The sequence below is a fragment of the Desulfoscipio geothermicus DSM 3669 genome (assembly GCF_900115975.1).
GTDB lineage: Bacteria > Bacillota > Desulfotomaculia > Desulfotomaculales > Desulfallaceae > Desulfoscipio > Desulfoscipio geothermicus.
Genome location: NZ_FOYM01000011.1, coordinates 94086 through 114701 on the forward strand (window position 1 = coordinate 94086; position 20616 = coordinate 114701).

The window sequence follows — 20616 nt, forward strand, 5'->3', positions numbered from 1 at the left end:
CAGCTTTATTCTACAAAAGATATAATAAAAGTTGTCCATTGTTACAGGAGGTTTGTTTTAATGACACGGTTATTCGGCACCGACGGCGTACGCGGCATCGCCAACAGGGATCTCACGCCCGAACTGGCCTATAAACTGGGCCGGGCCGGGGCTCACGTGCTGGCCGCAGGCAATGCCCCGGGCCGTATAGTGGTGGGCCGGGATACCCGGATATCCGGGGACATGCTGGAAGCCGCCCTGTCGGCCGGTATCTGTTCTACCGGGGTGGATGTGCTTTCCGTGGGTGTCATACCCACCCCCGCGGTGGCTGTCTTGACCAGGAAACTGGACGCCGCGGCGGGCGTGGTCATTTCGGCCTCGCACAACCCCGTGGAGGACAACGGCATCAAGTTTTTCGGGCCCAGCGGCTATAAACTTACGGATGACAAGGAGCAGCAAATTGAGGGATTGCTCTCGGGGTCCGGCGGGGGAATAGCGACGCCGGTGGGGGCGGGTGTGGGTAGAATTTACCGGGTGCTCGATGCCGATGACCGTTATGCGGCCTTCCTGAAGGGAACCATATCCGGGGACCTTGCGGGAATGAAGATAGTGGTGGATTGCGCCAACGGCGCAGCTTACCGGGTGGCGCCCCGGGTGCTGCGGGAACTGGGCGCTGACGTGACGCCCATTTTTAATACTCCGGACGGGGTCAACATCAATGACGGATGCGGCTCCACGCACCCGGAGAAACTTCAGCAAGCGGTGGTTGAATCCGGGGCTGACCTGGGATTGGCCCACGACGGGGACGCTGATCGGTTGATCGCCGTGGATCACCGGGGCAACCTGGTGGACGGCGATCAGATCATGGTTATTTGCGCCCGGCACTTAAAAGCCCAAAACCGCCTGCCCAAAAACACCGTAGTGGTAACGGTCATGAGCAACCTGGGCCTGCACCTGGCCATGCGGGAAGCGGGCATTGACGTACTGCAGACCAAGGTGGGGGACCGTTACGTGCTGGAAGAACTGCTGCACACCGGGGCGGTTTTCGGCGGCGAACAATCGGGACACATCCTCTTTTTGGACCACAGCCCCACCGGCGACGGCGTTCTTACCGCGCTGCAGTTGCTGGCGGTGGTCAAGTCCAGCGGACGCAGCCTGGCCGAACTGGCGGGCCGGATGGAACGCCTGCCGCAGCTGTTGAAGAATGTCCGCGTGGCCGATAAACACCGGGTCATGACCAGCCCCGTACTGGCGCAGCGGATTGCTGAAATGGAAAAACGCCTGGCCGGCCAGGGCCGGATTCTGGTGCGCCCCTCGGGCACCGAATCCCTGGTGCGGGTAATGGCCGAGGGTCGGGACATGGACCAACTGCAGGCCGTCGTGCAGGAACTGGTGGACGTAGTGCAGAAAATATAATTTGCCGGGTGTTGAATTGTTGCGATTTCGTCCACATGCCGTTATGGCATGAAGGAGGTGATTCTTCCGCTGCCGGGGAGGGCGGCGGGCGGTTTTAAAAACTGAATGGCAAGCGCCGGAACCAGGCGCTCAATGGGTTGACATCAATCGTATTCTATTAAAGTTTCTGGTTGTCATTGAGTGCCGGGTTGACGAGGAGGGAGTTTATCGAGTTTTTCGGCGGGTGCTCCCCGGTTTGGTCACGACCGTCAAAGGTACTACAAAACCTGCGGGTAACCGCGGGGACAAAGGGTGCCGGGTGGCCGGGGTAAGGCATATAAATACCGGGAAAAATGCCGTCAGGTGAGGTATGCCCTTGTGACGGTATTTTTGTGTCCATTTTTGTCCGGGAACCAATCTGCCCGGGCATTTTTATTGTTAAGGAAAGTGTATGCGAAAAAGGTGCCTGTCCCCTTTTTCTTGTTTTAAAATTAATTGAAAAGAATCGGAGGTTTTTATATATGTGTGGTATTGTAGGATATTTGGGCGGGCGGCAGGCTGCGCCCATACTGCTGGACGGACTGCAGAAGCTGGAGTACCGCGGATATGATTCCGCCGGTATTGCCGTAATTCGGGACAACGGTATTGAAGTGCATAAAAAAGCGGGCAAGCTGCTGGATTTGCGCCAACAACTGAACGGCTATATGCCCGAATCAACCGTGGGCATCGGGCACACCCGCTGGGCCACCCACGGGCGTCCCAATGACACCAACGCCCACCCGCACCTGGACTGCCAGGGGCGCTTTGCGGTGGTGCACAACGGCATTATAGAAAATTACCTCACCCTGCGGGAGTGGCTTACGTCCCAAGGGCACGTGTTCCGCTCGGAAACCGACACCGAGGTGCTGTCGCACCTGGTCGAAGAATTTTACATGGGCGACATGGTGGAGACCATGCGGCGGGTACTTAAAAAAGTGGACGGTTCCTACGCCATGGCGGTACTGTCACTGGATGAGCCGCACCGGCTGGTGGCGGCCCGCCACGACAGCCCGCTGGTGGTGGGGCTCGGTGACGGGGAAAACTTCCTGGCCTCGGATATACCGGCGCTTTTAAATCACACCCGGCGCACCTATATCCTGGAAGACGGTGAAATGGCCGTTATGACCCGGGAGCGGGTGGAGGTGCTGGACCGCGGCGGCAGCCCGGTGGAAAAAAAATTGTTTATCGTGAACTGGGAAGCCAAACAAGCCGAAAAAAACGGTTACGATCACTTCATGCTCAAGGAAATCCACGAGCAGCCCCGCGCCATTAAAGATACGCTCAGCGGGCGCATCTCGCCGGACGGCCGGGAAGTGGTGCTGAACGAGATAACCATTCCGGATGAACAACTGCTGAAAACCAGCAAAATATTTATCACCGCCTGCGGTACCGCCTATCATGCCGGGCTGGTGGGCAAAAACGTCATTGAATCCCTGGCCCGCGTCCCGGTGGAGGTGGATATTGCTTCTGAATTCAGGTACCGCGATCCGCTTCTGGATAAAAACACGCTGGTAATAGTGATCAGCCAGAGCGGCGAGACCGCCGACACGCTGGCGGCGCTGCGGGAAGCCAAGCGCAAAGGCGCCCGGGTGCTGGCGGTGACCAATGTGGTGGACAGTTCAGTGGCCAGGGAGGCCGACGACGTGTTGTATACCTGGGCCGGTCCGGAAATAGCCGTGGCCTCCACCAAGGCCTACACAACCCAGCTGGTGGCCATGTACCTGGTCGGGCTGCACCTGGCCCGGCGGCGCGGCACCCTTGATGCCGGAGAAACAGCCGAGATCGTTACCGGGCTGCGGAAACTGCCGGATAAAGTCACAGCCATGCTGGACAACGGCAAGGATATTGAAGAGTTCGCCCGGAAATACTGCCGGTGCGAAAACGCCTTCTTTATCGGCCGGGGCCTGGACTACGCCGTGGCCATGGAAGGCTCCCTGAAACTCAAGGAGATCTCTTACATTCACGCCGAGGCCTACGCCGCCGGGGAACTGAAGCACGGCACCCTGGCCCTGATTATTGAAGGCGTGCCTGTGATAGCCCTGGCCACCCAGCAGGCCCTGTTTGAAAAAACGGTCAGCAATATCAAAGAGGTCAAGGCCCGGGACGCCATGGTGCTGGCGGTGGCCATGCGGGGCCTGGAGGAAGTGGCCAAAGTAGCCGATCATGTCATGTACATCCCCCGCACCCACCAGGCACTGACACCGGTGCTGGCGGTGGTACCGTTGCAACTACTGGCCTACCACATGGCCGTGGCCCGGGGGTGCGATGTGGACCAGCCGAGGAATCTGGCGAAAAGCGTTACGGTGGAGTAAAATATTCAGACAGACAGCACTTGTTGATTAATGATAATAAATAAAGTTGGTAACCAGATCAAGTAAATTGTCCTCTGATCTTGAGAATCGAGTAGACAGTGGTTCAAATCCCATTCTCTGCGCTTATAAACCAAGGAGTTATTTATTTACGAAAACTCCTTGGTCTTTTTATTGTCGAAAATAGTCAATTGACGATTGGTTAGGTTAACGAGAATGGTTAAACTGTAAAATTAATCTCAGAAATGCCATTTCTGTAAAAAATAATTGACAAAAGGAAATTTATGGTCTATGCTAATGCTATAACGTTATTACAGCACAAAAAGTTGAGCGATGTTATGAAAACTAAACTAAAGGAAATTGCATCAATTCAAATGGGCTACTCCTTCCGAACACGATTGGAGTCGATTGGCACAGGGACTATTGCGGTAATTCAAATGAAAGACCTGACGGTTCAAAATCGTGTCGATTGTAGTGGCCTGATACGCATTAATATTGAAAAACTCAAGGATCAACATCTGGCAAAACCGGGTGATATCATATTTCGGTCTCGCGGACAAGCAACCACATCTGCCATTTTGTTGGACGACCCTGGTAAAGCGGTTGTTGCGGCTCCACTTATACGGATCAGAGTGACGGAGGATTCTGTTCTCCCTGAGTATCTAAACTGGTTTATCAATCAGATACCGGCACAAACCTTTTTGGCGAGTTATGCGGCAGGAACTGCGCAGAAAATGATTAGTAAGCAGGCCTTAGAAAATCTTGAGGTTTTTATACCCTCACTTGCCCGGCAAAGAACGATTATTAAACTGGCTTCCCTGGCGGAAGAAGAACAGTCTCTAATTACAAAGATTGCGGACAAACGCAGGCAGTATATTGCATTAGCATTAATAAAGCTTGCAAAAGGAGAATGAACTTATGAACACTACCATTATTGAACAGAAAGATATTAATAATGCTGCATGGGCGGCCTGTGACACCTTCCGTGGTGTTGTTGATCCCGCACAGTACAAGGACTACATTCTGGTGATGATGTTTGTAAAATACATATCTGATGTATGGAAGGACCGTTATGAGAACTACCGTAAGCAGTATGGCGATGATGATGTTCGTATCCGGAGAAAACTGGAACGTGAGCGTTTTGTTCTCCCGAAAGGTGCCAGTTTCTATGATCTCTATGAACAGCGTAACGAGGCCAATATAGGCGAGCTGATTAACGAAGCGCTCGATGCAATAGAAGAAGCCAATAAAGCCAAGCTTGAAGGAGTGTTCCGTAATATCGACTTCAACAGCGAGGCAAACCTCGGCAAAACCAAAGATCGCAACCGCCGACTGAAGATGCTGCTGGAGGACTTCAACAAACCGCAGCTTGATATGAGCCCCAGCCGCGTTTCCGAGGATGTCATCGGCAACACGTATATTTACTTAATTGAACGTTTTGCTTCTGATTCAGGCAAAAAGGCCGGTGAATTTTATACACCACATAAAGTATCCAAGTTGGTTGCAAAACTGGCCGGTCCCAAGCCTGGTGACCGCATCTGTGATCCTGCTTGTGGTTCCGGCGGCCTTTTGATTGAAGCAGCACGTGAGGTGAATGACCGCAACTTTGCTCTTTTTGGTATGGAGGTAAACGGAAGCACCTGGGCGCTGGCCCGAATGAATATGTTCCTGCATGGTGCGGACAGCGCCCGTATCGAATGGTGCAATACGCTCACCAGCCCGGCGCTGGTGGAAAATGACCGTCTGATGAAATTTAACGTCGTGGTCGCCAACCCGCCCTTTTCGCTTGACAAATGGGGTGCTGAAGAGGCGGAAAACGATCGCTTTAATCGTTTTTGGCGCGGTGTGCCGCCCAAGAGCAGAGGCGACTGGGCCTTTATCAGTCATATGGTGGAAGCGGCGCTCGAAAAAGAAGGCCGGGTGGCCGTGATCGTGCCCCATGGTGTGCTGTTCCGGGGAGCGGCTGAAGGCCGTATCCGCCGAAAAATGATTGAGGAAAACCTACTCGATGCCGTGATCGGCCTGCCGGGGAATCTTTTTCCGACCACCTCGATTCCGGTGGCGATCCTGGTCTTTGACCGCAGCCGGGAAAAAGGCGGCGTCAACCAGAATCGCAAGGATGTCATATTTGTTGATGCCAGCCGGGACTACATGCCGGGCAAGAATCAAAACTCTCTTTCCGACGAGCACATCCGGCAGATAGTAGAGACTGTTAAGGCCCGGCAGGATGTAGAAAAATACGCCCATGTTGCCACTTTCGAGGAGATCAAGAATAACGATTTCAACCTGAACATCCCCCGCTACGTGGACACCTTCGAGGAGGAAGAAGAGATTGACATCGACGCCGTGCAGCAGGAGATCTATCAACTGGAAAACGAGCTGGCCGAAGTGCGGGCGAAGATGGCCGTGTTGCTGAAGGATGTGATGCGAAAATGAAGCGGAAAGATATAGAAGTGCATGAGACGCCGTCTCCGACGGGTGAGATCTTTTTTATCAGACCGAGGATGGCCGCACCCGGGTTGAGTGCCGATTCGAGAATGAAACCCTGTGGCTTACCCAGGCCGCCATGGCTGAACTCTATCAGACTATACCGCAAAATATTACGCTGCATTTGAAAGCGATCTATGCCGAAGGCGAGTTGGAGGAAGAGTCAACTTGTAAGGATTACTTACAAGTTCAAAACGAGGGCGGCAGGGAGGTTTCCCGAAAGCGGAAGTTATACAGTCTTGAAGCCATTCTCGCAGTCGGCTACCGTGTCAGTTCCCACCGGGGCACTCAGTTCCGGCGTTGGGCTACCGAACGGCTGAAGGAATATCTGGTCAAGGGTTTCGCTATGGATGACGGCGGCTGAAAAACCCGCCCGTCGCCGCAAACAGGTGTTCATGAAGGACTGGGAGCGGAAGCTGGACGAGTTTCTGGCGTTCAACGAGCGCCGGGTGCTCCCTGATGCAGGAAGCGTTAGCAAGAAGGCTGCGGACAACCACGCCCGACAGGAATACGACCGGTTTACAGAGCGCCGCCGTGAGCATAAGGAAGCCCTTGGCGAGGCGGAGTCCATCAAGGCGCTGGAAGAAACCGCCAGGCGTTTGCTGGATAGAGGAGAGCGTGAATGAATATGAATAGACATGAATGGAGCGTCGTTAGAAGAAGCTGGGGGGCGGGGAATGAGTGTGCTAATAGCATTTAAATCAGAAGATCTGCCTTCAACTTGGCGATTACTCCCCGTTGGAAAAGTTTTACTAGATTCACAATACGGTACCAATGAACCCGCGGTTGAAGGTGGTAATACAAGAGTCGTTGGGATGAAAGATATCCAAGATGGGAAAATCACAACGGATGAGTTAATCAGTTCAAACCTGCCTAAAGGGGAGAGAAAACGATTATTATTAAACAAAGGAGACCTTCTGATTAACCGTACTAATAGCTATGACCTCGTAGGGAAGGTTGGTATTTTTCAATCAGAGGATGAAGTTGCGTTTGCCTCGTACTTGGTACGGCTAGTAGTTGATAGGAATCAGGTTCTGCCGGAATACCTGAATTATTGGCTTAATAGTTATAGCGCTCAAAAAACAATCAAGAGAATTGCCACTAGAGCCGTCAGTCAAGCCAATGTCAATCCTACCGAGTTTAAGAAGCATTGTTTTGTTCCTCTCCCTCCCCTTCCCGAACAAACCGCCATCGCCGACCTGCTTTCCATCTGGGAACAGGCCATTGAAAAGACTGAGCGGCTAATCGTGGCCAAGGAGAAGCGGTTTAAATGGCTGCTGAGCCGGTTGATCTCCGACACCAAGCACCCGAGAGGGCACGTCCGTGACTTTACAGAGGAAATATCGAAGCGGAACCGTGACGGTGCGGTGGACATCGTTCTCAGTATTACAAACCATAGCGGTTTTGTACTGCCTGAGGAACATTTCGAACGACGGATCGCCAGCATTGATTTAAGCAATTACAAAATCATTACTGGCGGTCAATACGCCTATAACCCATCGCGTATCAATGTCGGCTCCATCGCCCGTCTGGACGGATTGGACAAGGGTGTCCTTAGCCCGATGTATGTTGTCTTCAAGGTCAATGAAAAAAAAGTCCTCTCTGACTTCTTTCTGCACTGGTTGTTGTCTCATGAAGCCAAAGAACGCATTCGTAAGAGCGCCCAGGGCAGCGTTCGAGAAACCGTCAGTTTTAAAGATTTTGGTGCTATTTCATTTCCCATTCCGTCTCCTGAGCAGCAACACAGAATAGTGGAAGTTTTGAATATTGTACGGCAGGAAATCGACCTGCTGAAAAAACAGGCTGAAGCCTACCGGAAACAGAAGCGTGGCCTAATGCAGAAGCTTCTGAGCGGTACGTGGCGAGTAGTAAAGAAAGGTGAAGAGTGAAGGGTGAAAGGTGAAGGGTGATGGATGAAAAAAGAAACGATTTGCCGGAGAGGAGTTTTCAGTTCGCGCTCAGGGTTGTGAAACTCTGCCAGTTCTTGAATGAGAAACCGGGTGTACCACGAACCCTTGCTAATCAATTGCTGCGTTCCGGTACTTCCATTGGCGCAAATATTGAGGAAGGTCAAGGCAGTCAGAGCGAAGCCGACTTTCTTTCAAAATATAGCATCGCCTGCAAGGAAGCCCGCGAAACTCATTATTGGCTGCAATTAATTGCCGCCTCGGGAATAATCCCTGAAGATCGGCTGAAGGAACTCCTCGTTGAATGTAACGACTTAATCGCCATTCTAACGACGATCTGTAAAAAGTTAAAGGAGAAGAGAAAATGACAGATCACTTCATTTCACACTTCACCCTTCACCCTTCACCCTTTGCCTCTGACGGCTTTAAATTCAACGAAAAATACCTCTCCCAGATCCCAGCCCTGCAGTTGCTCATCAATTTGGGTTTTGAGTATCTACCACCAGAACGGACGTTTATGGAGCGGCGAAAGAAAGCCGGCAATGTGCTGTTGGAAGGGATTTTGCGCGAACAGCTCAAGCGGCTCAACCGTATAAAATATAAGGGCCGCGAGTTCCTGTTCAGCGAGGAGAATATCCAGACCGCCATTCAGAAGCTGAAAAACGTCAAATACGACGGTCTGCTCAAGACCAATGAGGCAGTTTACGACCTGATCACTCTGGGTATAGCTCTGGAGCAGTCTATTGAAGGGAACTCCAAGAGCTTCAACCTCAATTATATTGACTGGCGGAACCCGGAGCGGAACGCCTTCCACGTCACTGCTGAATTCAGCGTGGAGCGCTCCCGCAGCACCGAGACGATCCGGCCGGATATCGTGCTTTTTGTTAACGGCATTCCGCTGGCGGTGATCGAGTGTAAATCACCCAAGGTGGAGGTGGAACAGGCCATCTCCCAGTCCATCCGCAACCAGAGCGATGATTATATCCCCAGGCTGTTCGTTTATGCCCAACTGGTTATGGGAATTAACAAGAACGATGCCCGGTACGCGACCGCCGGAACATCGGCCAAGTTTTGGAGCAGGTGGAAAGAGCGGCTGGACAAAGAAGCCGATGTCGTCTGCTGTGTCAATACCGCCCTTTCCGCTACACAGCGGGATCAACTTTTCAGCGGTGAATTCGCCGTTGCACGTGCGTTTTTCGAAGCACAGGAGGCTAAAGGTGAACGCCTGGTTACCGAACAGGATAGGGCGCTTTACAGCCTGTGCCGCCCCGAGCGGTTGCTGGAACTAGCCTACCGGTTTACCGTGTTCGATGGCGGCATTAAAAAGATTGCCCGCTATCAGCAGTATTTCGTCATTAAATCTACCTTGGAACGAATCAAACAGCTGGACGGTAAGGGAAGGCGCAAGGGCGGTATCATCTGGCATACCCAGGGCTCGGGGAAGTCATTGACCATGGTGATGCTGGCCAGAAACCTGGCGCTGGAACCGGGGGTGCCAAATCCACGTATTGTGCTGGTGACCGACCGCGACGACCTCGACAAACAGCTCGGCAACACTTTTGCCGCCTGTGGCCTGGAACCTAACCGGGCCACCTCGGGAAGGCATTTGCTGGAACTGGTGGCTGAACACAGGGCGGGGATTATCACTACGCTGATTCATAAATTCGATAAGGCGCTAAATATCAAGAAGTATCAAGACCAGTCCACTAATATCTTTATGTTGATAGATGAAAGTCACCGGACCAATTTCGGTGTTTTTTCGGCCCGTATGCGGCAGATGTTTCCCAATGCCTGCTACCTCGGGTTTACAGGCACCCCGCTGTTAAAGAAGGAGAAAAACAGCTTCCTCAAGTTCGGTGGGCTGATCAAACCGTACTACTCCATTAACCAGGCGGTGGAGGATGGCGCGGTCGTTCCCTTGCTCTACGAAGGCCGCCACGTTGAGATGGAGCAGAACAAGGCTGCCATCGACCTCTGGTTCGACCGCCACACCCAGGGGTTGAGCAAGAAACAACAGGCGGATTTGAAGCGGAAATATGCCCGGGCGGAGATGCTGAGCAAAGCGGATCAAGTTGTTTACATGCGTGCTTTTGATATCAGCGAACATTTCCGGGCTACATGGCAGGGTACCGGATTTAAAGCCCAGTTGGTAGCGCCGAGCAAGGCGGCGGCTCTGAAGTATCACAAGTATCTTACTGACATTGGTTTTGTGACCTCCGAAGTTGTCATCTCCCCGCCGGATACCCGCGAAAGCTATGAAGAGACCGATGAGGAACCGGCGGACGAGGTGGTCAGGTTCTGGCAGAAAATGATGAAACGCTATGGTAGCGAGGATGAGTACACCAAGCAGATCATCAACCAGTTCAAATACGGGGCGGAACCAGAAATTTTGATCGTTGTCAGCAAACTGCTGACCGGATTCGATGCGCGGCGCAACATGGTCATCTATTTATGTAGAGAGCTGAAAGAACATACCCTGCTGCAGGCCATCGCCCGGGTGAACCGGTTGTGCGAAGACAAGGAGTTCGGTTTTGTTGTCGATTATGTGGGCTTGTTGGGAGAGTTGGACAAAGCCCTCACCATGTACAGTGCCTTTGAGGGCTTTGACGAGGAGGATATTGCAGGCACGCTGACCTCGGTTAACGCCGAGGTGGAGAAGCTGCCCCAGCGTTATTCCGATCTCTGGGATCTATTCAAGGAAGTGAAAAACAGTTACGACGAAGAGGCTTACGAGGTGCTGCTGGCCGATGCCGCCCTGCGAGAGGATTTTTACCAGCGACTGGCCGAATACAGCAAAACCCTGGGCATTGCCCTGTCGACCGAATCTTTCATCATGCGGATCGACGAGGCGACGCTGCGGCGTTATAAAGCCGACCTGAAACGCTTCCAGCACCTGAAAGCCGCCGTCAAACTCCGCTATGCCGAAGCTATCGACTACCGGGATTATGAGCCGAAGATCAAAAAGCTGCTTGATACCCATATCCAGGCCAATGAAGTTATTCAGTTAAATGAGCCGGTGAACATCTTTGATGATCGAATGTTCGACCTGGTGAAGGAAGAACGGGGTGTTTACGAATGTAAAACTACGGCGGCCAAGGCAGATGCCATTGCTCACGCAACCAAGCGGGTCATCACCGAAAAGATAGCGGAAGATCCGGCGTTTTACGAGAAATTCTCCAAGCTGATTCAGCAGGCTATCGAAGATTTCCGGGCCAAGCGCCTGTCCGACCTCGACTATCTGAACAAGGTTACGGAGATCCGCAACAAGGTTGTTACCCGGCAGCATGATGACATACCCGAAAAACTCTCCGGCAACGAAGACGCCATGGCATACTTCGGTGTTATTAAGCATTTCTTTGCACAACATCATCTAGGGCAAGAGGAATGCGAGGAGCTTTCCGCCGACACCGCCCTGGCTATTCAGAATATCTTGAACCGTTACTGGAAGGTACATTTCTGGGATGATGAGGATGCCCAGAAACAGGTGATCAACGAGATTGACGATTATCTTTTCGACGAGGTCAAAGGAAACAGGGGCGTAGAAATGAGCCTCGATCAGATGGATGAACTTATAGAAAAGGCCATGCAGGTGGCGAGATATAGAAGTGTGAGGGGTGAAGGGTGAAGGGTGAAATTACTTATGGATCAATCCTCATTCAGTTTCAGGTAATTCATATGGCGCGCAAGACCCTGGAAATCGCCGTTCACCCTGATAGCACGGTGGTGATTAAAGCGCCCGTTGGGACGCGGTTTGAAGAAATACAATTGCGGGTATGTAAGCGTGCCGGATGGATTAAAAGGCAGCTTGACTACTTTAGGCAATTTGAACCGAGAACGCCTCCCCGGCAATATGTCGGGGGCGAAACGCATCTCTATCTTGGTAAACAATACCGCCTCAAAATCAGTTGCGAGGAACGGGACGAAGTGAAGCTCATTGGGGGGCATTTTCAGATCAAGGTCAAAGAGAGCGCTTCGCCAGATAAAGTCAAAAGCTTATTGGAAGCCTGGTATGCAGAGAAGGCCGCAAACAGGTTCAGGGAAAGTTTTGAACGGTGCTGGCCTTTTTTTGAGAAGCTTTCTTTAGCGAAACCCCGGCTGCAGATCCTGCGTATGAAAAAGCGCTGGGGAAGCTTGTCTAAGAACGGAACGCTCACTTTAAATGTAGATTTGATTCGTGCACCCAAGGAATGCATTGATTACGTCGTTGTTCATGAATTGTGCCACTTGAAATACTATGACCACAGTCCGGCTTTTTACCGCTTACTGGATACGGTGATGCCCGATTGGAAGAAACGAAAGCATAAATTAGAATTGGCTTTGGTCTAAAAGATGTGGCCATATTGATCAGGTTCAGGCTTTCTGAACGTGTAAATAAAAGCTAACCCAACCGGAGCCTTAATGAGGCCCATTTAAAATTCAGCATCTGGTAGACCAAATAAGCGTAATCACCAAGGTAGCAGTTGGTTATGGTAGAAAAGAAGTATTTTGATTATAAATTGTAGAAAAACAAGAAGGAAATGCTTTTAGTTAACGAGAACTGTCTTATCAAACCTGTCCGTAATTATGATACAAAAGGAAACTCAAATAAGGCCTGTATCCACAACTACTGTATGATTGGTATCTTAAAGGTGAAAACACTTGTTCAGTCTTCTCACATCCCCAGCAATGTGAAATTGTTTTGTCGGGTACCAAATAATCAGCAGTTACGCGTAGAAAGGAGTAAGAAAATGGCGGATCCGCTTTTCATTAATGATTTAATTAATCAAGTATTAGGGGGACAGATTCGCATTCCCTCCTTTCAGCGCGGCTTCGTATGGGACGCCGATCGCGTTGCCCATCTGATGGACAGCATCTACAAGGGATACCCTTTTGGCTCTCTTCTTTTTTGGCGGACCCGTACTCCCCTGCAAACCGAACGAAATCTTGGACCGTTTGTATTGCCTGAGAATGACCCAGAGTACCCAATCGATTACATCCTAGACGGGCAACAGAGGGCCACTTCTATTTTCGGCGTTTTTCAAACTACCCTTTCTGCAACTGCCGGGGAGGACGATAGTTGGTCGAAGATTTATTTCGACCTCTACGGTGACTGCTCCGCACAGGATTCACAGTTCCTTTTTGTTCCAGATGACGAAGTTGACCAAGAACGGCATTTTCCGCTAAAAATTCTCTTCGACCCCCCCTCGTATAGACGATTTCTCAAAACAATGGATGAATCGATCGCCGATCAAGTAGACGAACTTTACCGACGTTTCACAACGGCAAAGATTCCAGTGCAAACATTCACTACCGACGACCGCGCTGCAGTAGCGATCGTATTTGAGCGAATTAACCGCCTTGGCGTCGAGCTCGACACTCTTCAATTGCTGTCAGCTTGGTCTTGGAGTGACGACTTCGATCTGCAAGAACAATTCTCCGACCTCGCTGACGAACTTTCTCCTTACGGATTCAACGATGTTGGCGAGGATAGTGATCTCATGCTTCGCTGCTGTGCGGCAATCATCGCCAATGATGCATCACCCAATACTATTATTGATCTCAAAGGAACTGACGTCAGGGATCGTTTTCAGGAGGTGAAGACGGGAATACGCGGGGCGGTCGACTTCCTTCGCACCAACTTCAATGTACACTCGACGAAGGTACTACCCTATATGACAATCATAATCCCCCTCTCCGTTTTCTTCGCCACGGAAAGCGACCAGAACACACACCCAAATGCAAATCAGCACCAGGTACTTGTTCGCTGGATATGGCGCACTTTCTTCACAAGGCGTTACAGCAAGAGGCTCGAACAACTTAATCAGGACATACGCGAAATTTTAAAGCTCAAGAACGGGGCGGCCCACTCGTTGGGGATCTTCAATTGCGATATCGATGCATCTTTCTTCACGAGTAATGTATTCAACGTCCGAAATGTTAATGCAAAAACCTTCATTCTCATGCTTGCCGCAGAACATCCCCTTGATTTCACCGGCGGTGGCCCAATCGCACTTGGCCCAGTATTGCGAGATTGCAATAAGAAGGAATTTCATCACATTTACCCGAAGGCGTTTCTCGAATCGATTGGCGTGGATCGTAACCGGATGAATACACTGGTCAATTTCTGTTTCCTATCCAGGGCTGCTAATAACCGGATCAGTGGGAAACGACCGAGTGAGTATCGTAGTGACATGCCTGCAGCATACGCCCAAGTCGCGGAGATCCTCACAAAAGCCCTTTGCCCACCCGACATCTTTCATGATGACTACGAGAGGTTTATACAAGAGCGCGCAGCAATCCTCGTTAACAAAGCAAAGATTCTGATGGGCAGTACGGACACCTAAGATGTAGGCAACGCTTAACAGCGCGCCTTATCCTGTTCGTTAGCCGCAATAATGAGGTGATGTTATGCCATTTACTCAGCTTTATCGCCAAGTAAAGGATTCCGTTGTTCAAGTCATCGCCCCGAACGGACAAACCCCAGTAAGTTTCGGGACAGGCTCAGTGATTGACGACGGATTGAAAGTGCTTACCTGCGCCCACTGTATTGTACCCAACACTACGACGGCTATTGTTGATCCAAGGCATCCGAACCAGGCTATTTCTGAGTCAGTTTTGTTTTCCGATGTTAACCTGGACATAGCGATCCTCGAATTCCAACAGGCTGTTGGCACATCCGTTGCTTTTACCAACAGCAACAACTGTACTGTCGGAAACGGCGCGGCTGTGATTGGCTATCTTCACCAAGACCTTGCTGGTACATGGTGCGCAACATGATGATCAAGCCGAGAAAGCACTGACCGGAGCACTGAAAACTCCGAAAAACTTACGTGCTTTAAGGAAGTGATGGCGCGGTATATTGGCTATGGCACGGTAAATATTGAACGTGTGCTGGCCTGTACCGAACAGCGGGGTAAGGTATAATGGACCCAAGATATTTAGATACAAAAACAGGGGGTCTTAAGACGCAAATGTCTGTTCGCAAAAAATATCCTGCGGGTTTCAAGACTAAAATTGTACTGGAAATTCTCAAGGAAGAAAAATCACTATCACAGATTTCTTCTGAGTATGGGATACATACCACCCAGCTAAACCGGTGGAAAAAGCAAGCTCTTGAAGGTCTGCCGCAGCTTTTTACTGATGAACGCAAGAGCCTGGATACCATAAGGACCGGTTATGAAAAACAAATACAGGACCTCTATGCGGAAGTTGGTCGGCTTACCACACAGCTCAACTGGTAGAAAAAAATCTGACCTCTAAATTTACTCGAAATGAGCGCATGGTCCTTGTCGATTGGGATAACCCCGAAATAACGATAAAAAACCAGGCTGAGCTGCTAAGCCTTAATCGTTCCAGCCTTTACTACAAACCGGTAGAACCCTCACCAGAAGAAATTGCTATCAAACACCGTATCGATGAAATCTATACGAAATATCCCTTTTATGGGTCACGCCGGATCACCGCTCAACTTCGCCGGGAGGGCTTTTGTATTAACCGGAAAGCGGTACAGCGGCATATGCGCGAGATGGGCATTGCCGGGATCTGCCCCGGGCCCAACCTGAGCAAGCGGAGGATGGAACACCAAGTATTCCCCTACCTTCTAAGGGGTATTACTCCAGGGTATCCTGATCACGATGAAAAAGATTATACCCGGGTATCAAAAAATTGGAGGAGCCCGGACTATTGCTGGTTACTTAAATATTGAGCTAAACCGTTCTAATAGTTTTTTAATATTTATTGAGGATGTTAAAAAGGTTGTCGGTGTTATGGAAAAAGATAATTAATAACTCAACTTTCGCACCTTTAAAATAAGCCCAACCTTTAGTACGTAAGCGTTAAAAACTATTAATATCGGTTACGGTCCCGAACGAAGATGATTTTTTACATGAACGTCATTTCCGTTTTGGGCCTTACCAAGTCCGACAACGACGGATGATATAATTATGGCAACCTTAGCGTAGGATTATTAGATAATAACCAACCGCTAAAATGAAGCGATAGACTGCAAAAGGTGTAAGCTTAACCCGCTGCAGCAACTTTAAAAATCCCACGATGGCCAACACAGCAACCACGAAAGAAACCACAAAACCAATGAGCAACGTTACGACAAAATCCGGGGTAATCAAGGACCACGATTTAAGTAAATCATATCCGGTGGCAGCAATCATCACCGGCACAGCGATGATAAATGAAAATTCAGCCGCTGTTTTATGGTTCAGTCCTGCTAACAAACCACCTGAAATGGTAGCACCGGAACGGGAAAATCCGGGCCAGAGGGATAGACACTGAGCCAACCCGATAACCAAACTCTGCCTGAAGTTTATTTTATCCAGGTCAGCCGCAACGGTTGGGATGGACATGCGTTCCGCCACAATCATTACAATACCACCAATAATCAAACCAATGAGGACAGTTTCCGCGGAGAACAAATATTTTTTGATGATATCGTGAACCAGGTAACCCAAAATCATTGCCGGCAAGATGGCAACGGCTATGTGCATCCAGTTGAGTTCATGTTGCTTCATTTTAAAGCCGCTCACGATGTTCTCAAAGGTGAAAAAGCGTCTGAATCTCTCCCGGTACAACATCACCACGGCCAAAATTGCTCCCAGTTGGATAAAGACTTCAAAAGTGGCAGCCCTTGCTCCGGTAAAATTCAGCAATTCCCCACTTAGAATCAAGTGACCGGTGGAGGAAACCGGGATAAATTCCGTCAGGCCTTCCACGATACCAAGAATAACAGGCACTAAATATTGTTCCATTGGCATATCCTTTCTTTCGTTCCGCTTTCTAATTATTTAGCAAGTCAAGTATAAGTATAATACAGTTCTGCTGAAGCAAGCAAGATGTTAAGTTCGGCACCGGTCCTACGTGAAGGGGACAGGATTGTTTTTCTAAATATTTCAACAGCATCTCCATAATCTCCTTTTTGATAGCCGTAAAGCGCGGGGACACCGTGACCCGGTGGTCCCGCGGACGAGGGATGTCCACCTCAATCCGGGTCCTAATGCGCCCAGGGCGGCGGGACATCACGTAAACATTGTCCGCCAGCAGCACCGCGTCTATGTCGTGGGTGATGAACAGCACGGTGGTGCGTTCCTTTTCCCATACCGCAAGCAGCAAATCCTGCATTACCGCCCGGGTCTGAGCATCCAGCGCCCCAAAGGGTTCGTCCATCAACAGCATCTGAGGCCCGTTGGCCAGCGCCCGGGCAATGGCCACCCGCTGCTTCATCCCCCCGGAAAGCGCCTTGGGCAGGGCGTTTTCAAAGCCCGCCAGGCCCACCAGCTCAATATAGTGCCTGGACGTTTCCCGCCGGCTGGCGGGGTCCAAGCCCTTGATTTTCAGGCCGAACTCCACGTTCTTTTGCACCGTTAGCCAGGGAAACAGTGTATAGGTCTGGAACACCATCCCCCGGTCGGCCCTAATTGAATCATCCACAATATCAATATAGTCAATGAGTTCTCTATCAAAGCCAAGTGTGTTATAATATGGCATTGGAAATAAATTCAACTGCATCTTCGCTTATAAAGCTTCTTTTGTCAATAAATTAACAGCAACTGCATAGCTCATGCAATTAATAAAAATAATGTAGAATTTAGTCGATTTAGAGGAAATTTAAGAATTACATGTAATTAAATTACTAACACCTACAGGATTAAAGTTTGATCATTATGAAACGAACGAACTATATCAAACATATGTTCGGAGAGAGGGAGAGTAATTTTTCAATTTTTGTTAAAAATTGAAAAATAGTTATAATATGATTTTGCGATTTCTTTTGACCGATCATCTGTTTCTTTTTCTTCGTTCCCCACCATTGTTTTTTTTCCTTTCGGCCTGTCTTTTCTTGTTTTTCCCGAGGTGTAACATGAAATCAACGTTCACTCACGCTGCCGGTACGTTGATTAGACTCCAGGAGGCCCGTTTTTAAGTCGCTTCCCAACATTCCCAGCGTGTGACGTTTACGCATTGATGCTGGCCAAAGAGCTGGGTATGTTCGATAGCGAAGTGCGCGCAACGGAGGATTCAGATGGTGCTGTTTAATCAAAAAACCGGGCAAACCGTTCGAAAGATCGGGGCGCAAAGCTATGGGCCTAAGGCTTTTTAAGCTATGGCTGCCAGGCTGCTTAAATAACGTATAGAGTTATTTTTAAGCGGCCATGGCTATTGTGGCCGTTTTTGTATTTCACATAACAGAAGGGAGGTAGAAGCTTGGATATATGCACTCCGCTTATTTGTGAGTAATTTACCGTTTCACCATTTACTGTAAAGCGAGAAACCTGTTGCGGTACAGCATCTTGCGATTTTAAGGGGGGAGGTATTATTTGGTTATAAACGATCAATTGGTTGTTTTCGGGATAAGCAACCAACGATATGCACTGCCTATAAATAATGTATCAGAAATCATCCGGATGATGGAGATTACTAAGATCCCAAACACACAATATTACTATAAGGGAATAATAAACCTCAGAGGATCAATTGTTCCTGTTATGAGTCTGAATCTGCGTCTCGGTCTGGAGGAGAGTGAGTTGGGTGAAGATTCCCGCATCATAGTTACAGAGTTGGACGGGCGAAAACTGGGCTTAATAGTAGATAATGTTTATTCAGTAACCCGGTATTCCGAGGATAAAGTGGAAAAACCGGAATCAGTGAGTAATGAAAACCATTTTGTTGAGGGGATTGTTCACCACGAGGACGATATGATTTTACTTTTAAACCTGCACGAGATAATGGATTAATTTGCTAGGGGGAGGGGTCTTTTTGAATAGTCTAAGACTTAAATTAATGCTTATAATTGTAATTATTACGGTAGCGGCACTAGGGGCTGTTTCCTTTATAAATTATAACAAGGCATCAAATATCCTTGCGGAACAATTGTCAAATGCAGCGGCTAACAGTGCAGAGCATAATGCTATGGTAGTCAACGAATGGCTGCAAGGTATAGTCAATGAGATCAATACTCTGGCTGAAGATGCGGACGTGCAAAGCGCGGAGCCTGAACGATGCCTGCCGATTTTAAAGCGGGTATTGAAAAAGCACGACGACTATGAGTTTCTTTATATTGCTGACAGAAATGGTAACGGGGTAGGGACAAACGATACAACTTTCAATATTGCAGATAGGGAATACTTCAAAGAAGTAATGCAGGGTAAAACTGCTATTTCCGACCCCATAATAAGTAAAGCTACCGGTAATCAAGTTATTGCTGTAGTGGCCCCGACATATAAAGATGGTGCTACGTCACCAACCGGTTTGGTGGGTGTGACTGTAACGCTGGATTACCTGCAAGAACTCGTAAAGGGCATGCAATTAAGCGGCCACGGGTACGGGCTAATCCAAAGTTCGGACATGACTACCATCGCTCACCCAAATAAGGAATGGTTGGGCAATAAAAAGATCGTAAATGCTGCAGACGAAAGATTAACTAAATTATTCCAGCGCATGAGCAAAGGAGAAAAGGGGTATGGAACCTATATCTATCAAGGCGTTGAGAAAATGCTGGCCTTTGCCCCGGTGGAATTGACCGGCTGGTCTGTGGGCCAAGCCGCCAACGTGGCAGATATTATGTCACCTCTGGGCGCCATCCGCACTGCCAGCCTTTCGGTAACCTTAATTACTATGATTATCATGCTGGGCATCGCCTTACTTATTGCCAATTTTATATCTAAGCCTGTAATACATCTGAGCAAAATTGCTGAAGCTGTTGCAAGCGGAGATTTAACTCAAAAAGTAAATGTCGGCCGTAAGAGGAAGGATGAAATCGGTACTCTGGCAGTCGCATTTGAAAAAATGGTAGACAATTTAAAAACCATGATAGGCGACATCCAGAAGAGTTCCGACCGGCTGGCCTCGCACGGGCAGGAGCTGGCATCCTCCAGTGAAGAGGTAAGCGCTACGGTTGAAGAAGTGGCCAGCACCACCAATGAAGTTGCGGCTACTTCGGCCCAGGGAGCGGAGAATGCACAAGCTGCGGCCCTGGAATCTGAACAGGTGCAGCGGGTGGCCGAGGAAGGCAACCGGGCCGTAAAGGAAACGGTAGAAAAAATAAACATTATTGCCTCAAGTACTGAAAACGTTGCCAAGGCCGTTCAAGAACTTGGTGAGCAATCCAACAAAATTGGAGAAATTATAAACACCATTACCAACATAGCGGACCAGACCAACCTTCTGGCTCTGAACGCCGCCATCGAGGCCGCCCGGGCCGGGGAACACGGCCGGGGGTTTGCAGTGGTGGCGGAGGAAGTGCGTAAACTTGCTGAACAGTCAGCCGGCGCGGCCAATGAAATTACCGGTCTGATCAAGGAAATTCAGGATGGCGTCGGGGAAGCCATAAATGCAATGGAATATGGCAGCAGGGAAGTAAGTGAAGGAGTGCAGGTGGCCGGTAACGCCGGCGCTTCCTTGCAGCAGATCATTAAAGCGGTGGAAAAGAACACGGCAATGATGCAGGATATCGCGACCGGTGTCAAGCAGGCCAACGAGGGTACACAGCAGCTTACCGCTGCCAGCGAACA

The 20616-nt window shown here is 49.7% G+C and carries 19 protein-coding genes and 1 riboswitch; of the genes, 17 read left to right on the plus strand and 2 right to left on the minus strand.

The features are described from left to right. The first annotated feature begins 60 nt into the window (after positions 1-60). The 15 genes from glmM to BM299_RS19275 all read left to right on the plus strand — a co-directional run bounded on the left by glmM (position 61) and on the right by BM299_RS19275 (position 15879). A complete protein-coding gene (gene glmM / locus BM299_RS08425; RefSeq protein WP_092483032.1) occupies positions 61-1395 on the plus strand; it encodes a phosphoglucosamine mutase in 1335 nt (444 codons plus the stop codon). A 500-nt stretch (positions 1396-1895) separates the two neighbouring features. After that, entirely contained in the window at positions 1896-3725 is a 1830-nt protein-coding gene (gene glmS, locus BM299_RS08430) for a glutamine--fructose-6-phosphate transaminase (isomerizing) (protein WP_092483051.1), read from the plus strand. A 281-nt stretch (positions 3726-4006) separates the two neighbouring features. After that, entirely contained in the window at positions 4007-4636 is a 630-nt protein-coding gene (locus BM299_RS08435) for a restriction endonuclease subunit S (RefSeq protein ID WP_207545154.1), read from the plus strand. A 4-nt stretch (positions 4637-4640) separates the two neighbouring features. Continuing rightward, positions 4641-6158 carry a type I restriction-modification system subunit M gene (locus BM299_RS08440; RefSeq protein ID WP_092483033.1) on the plus strand — a complete coding sequence of 506 codons (1518 nt, stop codon included), beginning with the start codon at positions 4641-4643 and terminating at the stop codon, positions 6156-6158. A 130-nt stretch (positions 6159-6288) separates the two neighbouring features. Beyond that, the gene (locus BM299_RS18845) at positions 6289-6573 is read left to right on the plus strand and encodes a virulence RhuM family protein (RefSeq protein WP_114340121.1); all 285 of its coding nucleotides are present in this window, start codon (positions 6289-6291) and stop codon (positions 6571-6573) included. A gap of 31 nt (positions 6574-6604) precedes the next feature. Continuing rightward, complete coding sequence (rhuM, locus tag BM299_RS18850) at positions 6605-6835, plus strand: RhuM family protein (RefSeq protein WP_245779699.1); 231 nt, start codon at positions 6605-6607, stop codon at positions 6833-6835. 51 nt (positions 6836-6886) lie between these two features. Beyond that, entirely contained in the window at positions 6887-8098 is a 1212-nt protein-coding gene (locus BM299_RS08450) for a restriction endonuclease subunit S (protein ID WP_092483034.1), read from the plus strand. Between the two features lie 20 nt (positions 8099-8118). After that, the gene (locus BM299_RS08455; protein WP_092483035.1) at positions 8119-8484 is read left to right on the plus strand and encodes a four helix bundle protein; all 366 of its coding nucleotides are present in this window, start codon (positions 8119-8121) and stop codon (positions 8482-8484) included. Next, positions 8481-11741, plus strand: a complete 3261-nt coding sequence (locus BM299_RS08460) for a type I restriction endonuclease subunit R (RefSeq protein ID WP_092483036.1) — start codon at positions 8481-8483, stop codon at positions 11739-11741. Before BM299_RS08455 ends, BM299_RS08460 begins: the two co-directional genes overlap by 4 nt. Further along, positions 11738-12442, plus strand: a complete 705-nt coding sequence (locus tag BM299_RS08465; protein WP_092483037.1) for a M48 family metallopeptidase — start codon at positions 11738-11740, stop codon at positions 12440-12442. The genes BM299_RS08460 and BM299_RS08465 overlap by 4 nt, the downstream gene beginning before the upstream one ends. Before the next feature lie 401 nt (positions 12443-12843). Then, entirely contained in the window at positions 12844-14439 is a 1596-nt protein-coding gene (locus tag BM299_RS08470) for a DUF262 domain-containing protein (RefSeq protein ID WP_092483038.1), read from the plus strand. Positions 14440-14503: 64 nt separating this feature from the next. Continuing rightward, on the plus strand, positions 14504-14872 hold the full coding sequence (locus BM299_RS08475; protein WP_092483039.1) for a S1 family peptidase: 369 nt from the start codon (positions 14504-14506) through the stop codon (positions 14870-14872). Between the two features lie 194 nt (positions 14873-15066). Continuing rightward, positions 15067-15336, plus strand: a complete 270-nt coding sequence (locus BM299_RS20440; protein ID WP_207545155.1) for a transposase — start codon at positions 15067-15069, stop codon at positions 15334-15336. Between the two features lie 38 nt (positions 15337-15374). Continuing rightward, entirely contained in the window at positions 15375-15800 is a 426-nt protein-coding gene (locus BM299_RS20445; protein WP_207545156.1) for an IS3 family transposase, read from the plus strand. Beyond that, entirely contained in the window at positions 15730-15879 is a 150-nt protein-coding gene (locus BM299_RS19275) for a DUF4276 family protein (RefSeq protein ID WP_165608237.1), read from the plus strand. The genes BM299_RS20445 and BM299_RS19275 overlap by 71 nt, the downstream gene beginning before the upstream one ends. Before the next feature lie 168 nt (positions 15880-16047). Here the strand turns inward: BM299_RS19275 and BM299_RS08485 are convergent, their stop codons facing one another. Further along, positions 16048-16857 carry an undecaprenyl-diphosphate phosphatase gene (locus tag BM299_RS08485; RefSeq protein ID WP_092483040.1) on the minus strand — a complete coding sequence of 270 codons (810 nt, stop codon included), beginning with the start codon at positions 16855-16857 and terminating at the stop codon, positions 16048-16050. 28 nt (positions 16858-16885) lie between these two features. Continuing rightward, the gene (locus tag BM299_RS08490; protein ID WP_245779700.1) at positions 16886-17593 is read right to left on the minus strand and encodes an ABC transporter ATP-binding protein; all 708 of its coding nucleotides are present in this window, start codon (positions 17591-17593) and stop codon (positions 16886-16888) included. Positions 17594-18143: 550 nt separating this feature from the next. Beyond that, positions 18144-18229: riboswitch (cyclic di-GMP riboswitch) on the plus strand. Between the two features lie 212 nt (positions 18230-18441). Between BM299_RS08490 and BM299_RS08495 the strand changes: the two genes are divergently transcribed. Both BM299_RS08495 and BM299_RS08500 read left to right on the plus strand, forming a co-directional pair. Next, positions 18442-18840, plus strand: coding sequence for a chemotaxis protein CheW (locus BM299_RS08495; RefSeq protein WP_342741324.1), 399 nt, complete (start codon positions 18442-18444; stop codon positions 18838-18840). Positions 18841-18862: 22 nt separating this feature from the next. Then, positions 18863-20616, plus strand: a 1754-nt coding sequence (locus BM299_RS08500) for a methyl-accepting chemotaxis protein (protein ID WP_131820622.1), incomplete at its 3' end; no start/stop codon positions are given.